General features: G+C 70.6%; 2 protein-coding genes. Both read right to left on the minus strand.

Features of this window, described 5'->3' with window-relative positions:
• A partial coding sequence (locus tag V7E09_RS10535; RefSeq protein ID WP_324523353.1) for a PHP domain-containing protein occupies nt 1–603 on the minus strand: 603 nt, incomplete at its 3' end.
• 25 nt (nt 604–628) lie between these two features.
• Nucleotides 629–5,359, minus strand: coding sequence for an NAD-glutamate dehydrogenase (locus V7E09_RS10540; protein ID WP_324523354.1), 4,731 nt, complete (start codon nt 5,357–5,359; stop codon nt 629–631).
• Nucleotides 5,360–5,536 lie beyond the last annotated feature (177 nt).

The raw sequence follows: 5,536 nt of genomic DNA on the forward strand, positions 1-5,536 counted from the left end.
CTCCCCCAGGACGCCGCGCGCCCCGCGGCCCCACGGGTGCGCGACGACGGCGACGCCACCCGCCCGCTTCACCAGTCCGACGGCCTCCAGCAGCGGCGTCGCGTAGCGGTCGACGAAGGCGGGGCCCGCATCGTCGAGGAAGCGTGCGAACGCCTCATCGCGGTCCCGGACGTACCCGCGCGCCACCATCGCGTCGGCCAGGTGCGGCCGCCCGACGGAGACGCCGTGTGCCTGGGCCGACACATCGTCGCTGGTCAGCGGGTAGCCGAGGTCGGCAAGCTTGGCGATCATCGCCGGAACCCGGCCGTCGCGTCCCTCGCGGACCCGTGTCAACTCGGCAGACAAGGCCGGATCATCCACGCGAGGCCCGTAGGCCAGCAGATGAACCGAGTGGTTATCCCACCGGGTGGAGAACTCCATGCCGCCCAGCACGACCACCCCGACGCGCGCCCCCGCACCCTGTGCTTCCGGCACACCATCGAACGTGTCGTGATCGGTCAGCGCGATCGCGTCCAGCCCCGCCTCGGCGGCGTGCTCGACGAGGACGGCGGGAGCGTCGGTGCCGTCGGAGACCGCGCTGTGGGTGTGGAGATCGATCCGCATGCCCGCAGTCTGCCCCATCGGCGCCCTACACCAGCAGCGTCCGGACGGTCCGCAGGGCCACCGACATCCGCGCCAGCGTCGCCTCCGCATCGGTGATCTCGGCGAGTTGAGCCGCCTCACGCGCGACGCCGCCGACCGCGTCCTTCCAGGCCGCGACGATCTCCGCCGGGTCCGTCGACGCCGCAGCGGTCAGCAGCGCCGCGCGCGTGAGCTCGGTCTGGAGCGTGGTCAGGTCGTCGCGGAGGGCGGCACGCGCCATGGTGTCCCAACGCGTCGACCGGTCCAAGGCGTTGACCCGCTCGAAGACCACGTCGAGCCCGAGCGTGGCCGAGAGGGCGAAGTACACCCCCGAGACCACCTCCAGCGGCCGGTCCAGGGCCCGGGCCAGGTCCACGATGGGCAGCGCCTGATGGGCCCACAGCGCCCGCGCCGTCGCGTCCGCGATCTCGGTCGGGACCCCCGACTCCTCCAGTGCCGCCACCTGCTCCGCCATCGCCGCGCGCTGTCGGGTCGTCGCGTGGTCGGTGAACGTGTGCAACACGGCCCGGACGCCCTGGGTGAACGTTTCCGCCTCGGCTCGAATGTCCAGGTCGCCGCGTCGGTTGTGGAGCAGCCACCGAGTACCCCGCTCGATCATCTGCTGCAAAGCAGACCTGACGCGCAGTTCGGCCGGCGCCCCCAGGTGCAGTCCCGGCAGCTTCAGCTCGAACCGGGCCACCGCGAAAATGGTGCGGGCCGCCAGTTGAGCCTTGATCACCTCCGTGATGTCGGACGACGTCTCCTCCGACAGCCGGCTGAAGGCCGTGATGCCCTGGGAGTTCACGAACCGGTTGACCGTCACCATCGTCACGATCTCGCGATGCAAGGGGTGCCGGGGCATGTCCGCGGCGAACCGGTCGCGCAGTTCGGGCGGGAAGTAGGTCACCAGCCGATCCGCGAGATAGGGGTCGTCGGGGAGAGGCGAGGCATCCACGAGCCGCTCGAGATAGATCTTCGTCCAGGCCAGGATGGAGGCCAACTCGGGGCGGGTGAAGGCGATCGCGTCGCGGATGCGACGTCCCATGTCTTCGCGCCCCGGCAGCCCCTCCAGGTCGCGGTCCAGGCCCGCGAACCGCTCCAGATGCTGCAACCAGGTTTCGTAGGCCCCCAGCAGGGACGGTCGCTGTGCCTGTTCGACGGACAGGGCGATGTTCTGATCCACGTTGTGGGTCAGCACCAGGTGCGCGACCTCGTCGGTCATCGACTCCAGCAGCGCCACCCGTTCCGGCGCCGACAGTCGTCCCTCCCGGACGGCGGGCTGCAGCAGGACCTTGATGTTGACCTCGTGATCGGAGGTGTCCACCCCGGCGGAGTTGTCGATGAAGTCGGTGTTGATCCGGCCACCCGCCCTGGCGTATTCGATGCGACCCCGCTGGGTCCAGCCCAGATTGCCGCCCTCACCGGCCACCCTCGCCCGCACCTGGGCGCCATCGACGCGGACCGCGTCGTTGGCCTTGTCACCGACGTCCGCGTGGGTCTCATCAGCCGCCTTGACGTAGGTGCCGATGCCGCCGTTCCACAGCAGATCGACCGGCGCCAGGAGGATCGCCCGGATGAGCTCAGTCAGGGTCAACGCGGAGGTGCCCGGGTCCAATCCGAGCGCGGCGCGGACCTGGCTCGACACGGGGATCCGCTTGGCGGTGCGGGCGAACACGCCCCCTCCGGGCGAGATCAGCGCCGGGTCGTAGTCGGCCCAGGTCGTGCCCGGCGTGCGGAACAGGCGTTCCCGCTCGTGGAAGGACGCTGCAGCGTCCGGCTCGGGGTCCAGGAAGATGTGCTGGTGGTTGAAGGCCGCCACCAGCCGGGTGTGTCGCGACAGCAGCATCCCGTTGCCGAACACGTCGCCCGCCATGTCACCGATGCCGACGCACGTGAAGTCATGGGCCTGGCAGTCCAGGCCGGCCTCGTAGAAGTGCCGCTTCACCGACTCCCAGGCACCCCGCGCGGTGATCCCCATCCCCTTGTGGTCGTAGCCGACGGACCCGCCGGAGGCGAAGGCGTCGCCCAGCCAGAACCCGCGCCGCACGGCGATGTCGTTGGCCAGGTCCGAGAAGGCTGCGGTTCCCTTGTCCGCCGCCACGACCAGGTAGGTGTCGTCGCCATCGTGGCGCACGACTCTCGCCGGCGGGACGACCGCACCGCCCTGGAGATTGTCGGTGACGCTGAGCAGTGCGTCCACGAAGATGCGGTAGCAGGCCTGCCCCTCCTCCAGCCAGGCGGCGCGATCGACGCGCACGTCGGGGAGCCGCTGCGGCACGAACCCGCCCTTCGCGCCCACCGGCACGATCACCGTGTTCTTCACCATCTGTGCCTTGACCAGTCCCAGCACCTCGGTCCGGAAGTCCTCGGGGCGGTCGGACCAGCGCAACCCGCCTCGCGCCACGTCCCCGAACCGCAGATGCACGCCCTCGACGCGCGGGCTGTAGACGAAGATCTCGTGGGCGGGCCGCGGCTGGGGCAACAACGCGAGTTCGGTGGGATCGAGCTTGAACGCGAGCGCCTCCTGCCCCGGCACGAACGCGTTGGTGCGCTGCATCGCTCGTAGAACGGCGACGAACAGCCGCAGGATGCGGTCCTGGTCCAGGCTGCTCACCTCGTCCAAGCCGGACTCGATGGCGGCGAGGGCGCCCTCGAAGGCCACGCCCTGGGAGTCGGGGCCCTCGCCGCGATCCGGGTCGAACCGCAGGGCGAAGGCGTTGACCAATGCGGCGGCGATCTCCGGGTTGGCATTGAGCGCGTCTGCGACGTAAGGCTGACTGAACGGGATGCCCGCCTGCCGCAGGTAGCGGGAGATCCCCCGCAGCCAGGCGACCTGCTCCCAGGTGAGCCCCGCGTTGATGACCAGCCGGTTGAGCCGCCCGGCGTGCGCGCGGCCCTGATAGGACGCCGCGAACGCGTCGGCGAACCGGGCACGGTCGGCCAGCGTCCAGTCGGTCGGCGTCTGCCCGGCGGGCAGCGTGAAGCCGAAGTCGAACAGCGACACCGGCGCGCCCCGCAGGTCCCAGTGGAAGGGCCGCTCGTCCAAGACGTCCAGACCCAGCGCGTCCAGGTGCGGCATGACGCGGGTGAGGGACATCCGCTGCGCGGTGATCACCTTGAACCGCAGGTCGGCGGCGTCGCCGGGGTCATTGGGCCGGTAGATGACGAACCGCAGATCGTCGGGCCCCGTGAGCTGGTTGGCCAGCAGCAGGTCCGCGACTCCCTGCCACGGCTCGTGGGCGGACTGGTAGGCGTCCCCGAAGGTGACCCCGCGGGCTTGGGCGGGCAGGTGCGCCGCGGCATCGTTGAAATCGTCGGTCCAGCCGCGGGTGGCGGCGATGACGTCGGCTTGGAGGGCGTCCGTGTCCAAGTGAGCGGGCGCGTGGTCCGGGTCGGTCTTCACCACCAGCATCAGCCGGGCCATCGGGGAATCGGTCACCCACACCTGGAACTCCAGCGAGGCGCCCCCCAGGCGCTCCAGCAGGACCTTCTCGATGCGTTCCCGCACCGCCGTGCGGTAGCCGTCGCGCGGCAAGTAGATCAGGGCAGTCCAGAACCGACCGTAGGCACCCGGGCGCAGCAGCAAACCCGCGGAGCCACGTTCCTGGATCCCGGCGGCGCGGGCGATGTCGGCCGCGAGCGTCTCGGGGTCCCCCTCGAACAACAGGTGGCGCGGAAACGACGCCAGGGTCTGTTCGACGACCTGACCCGAGTGTGAGTCCGGGTCGTACTCCAGCAGCGACCGGATGCGGGCGGCCTTCGGCCCCAGGACGGGAACCCCGCCCAGCGGCTCCGCATCCGCGCCCGGATTCGAGACCCCCAGGAATCGGTGCTCCCCCACGATGCGGCCTGCAGCGTCGAACTCGCGAACCCCCACGTAGTCGAGGAAGCCGGAACGCTGCAGCGGCGACCGGCGGGAGTCGCGGGTGACCACCAACAGCCGATGATCATCGCGCCCGGCAAGGCGGGCGTGGAACTCATCCCCGCTGGCGTGGCGCAGCAAGCCCAGCCCGGTGGGGAGATCGGGCCGATATGCGTCTTGGTCGACGCGGTAGTACCGGTAGCCGAAGAAGGTGAAGTGCCCCTGGGTCAACCAGGTGAGCAACTCCCCCACCTCGCTGCCGCGGCCCTCGACCTGCGCGCTCAGGTGCCACGTGTGCGCCAGTCCCGCTACCCGCAGCGCCATGGCCCGCAAGGCGTCGGCGTCATCGTCGACCAGTCGGGACGCCGCCAGCCCTGCCTCGACAGCACCGACGAGGGCGGGAAGCCGGCCGTCCTCCCACGGCCCCAACGGGGGGTAGGCCTCGATGCTGAGCCAGGATTCCTCGACGCCTGCGGGATCCAGGCCCAACAGCGTGCCGCTCGCGGCGCGGGCTACGCCGAGGATGGGATGCCACACGCCTCGCAGGGTCCACCCCAACTCCGTGACGCGGGCCGTGGCGGTGTCCACCAGGAAGGGGCGGTCATCGGTCACGACCAGGAGGGTGACGGCCGCACCTTCGACGGGGGCGCCACCCTTGGTGTCGATCACCTCCACCAGATCGGTTCCTGGCATCCGATGCTGCCCCAGCCGCATATGCGCGGTGAGCCGGGGGCCGTCCGTGGCGGGAGCATCGTGTCCGGGAGGCGCGCCTGCTCGGGCGTATGCGGCGGCGAACCGGGCGGCGACGTCACCCTGGCCCGCGAAAACCTCCCCCAGATCCTTCGAAACCGACGAGTTCTTCGCGTCAGCCGGCATGAATGATCGCGCTCCTTTGCGTGTGGACCGTTCCCTGTCATGCTAGCCGCCTGATCCGACCGGGGGAATGCCTCTCCTCGGGTGGCCGGGACGCGGGCCCGGCACCCGGCCGGTGTTGTCCGCGAGGGCGATCCACGGTAGTCAAGGGGCATGCATCTGATCAGCCGGCTCGACTTC

Origin of the sequence: Propioniciclava sp. (assembly GCF_036744435.1) — a bacterium.
In the GTDB taxonomy this organism is placed as follows: domain Bacteria; phylum Actinomycetota; class Actinomycetes; order Propionibacteriales; family Propionibacteriaceae; genus Propioniciclava.

Excerpts from the sequence above, each read along its gene's own strand:
- V7E09_RS10540 (WP_324523354.1), bottom strand. The coding sequence starts at position 5,359 with ATGCCGGCTGACGCGAAGAACTCGTCGGTTTCGAAGGATCTGGGGGAG.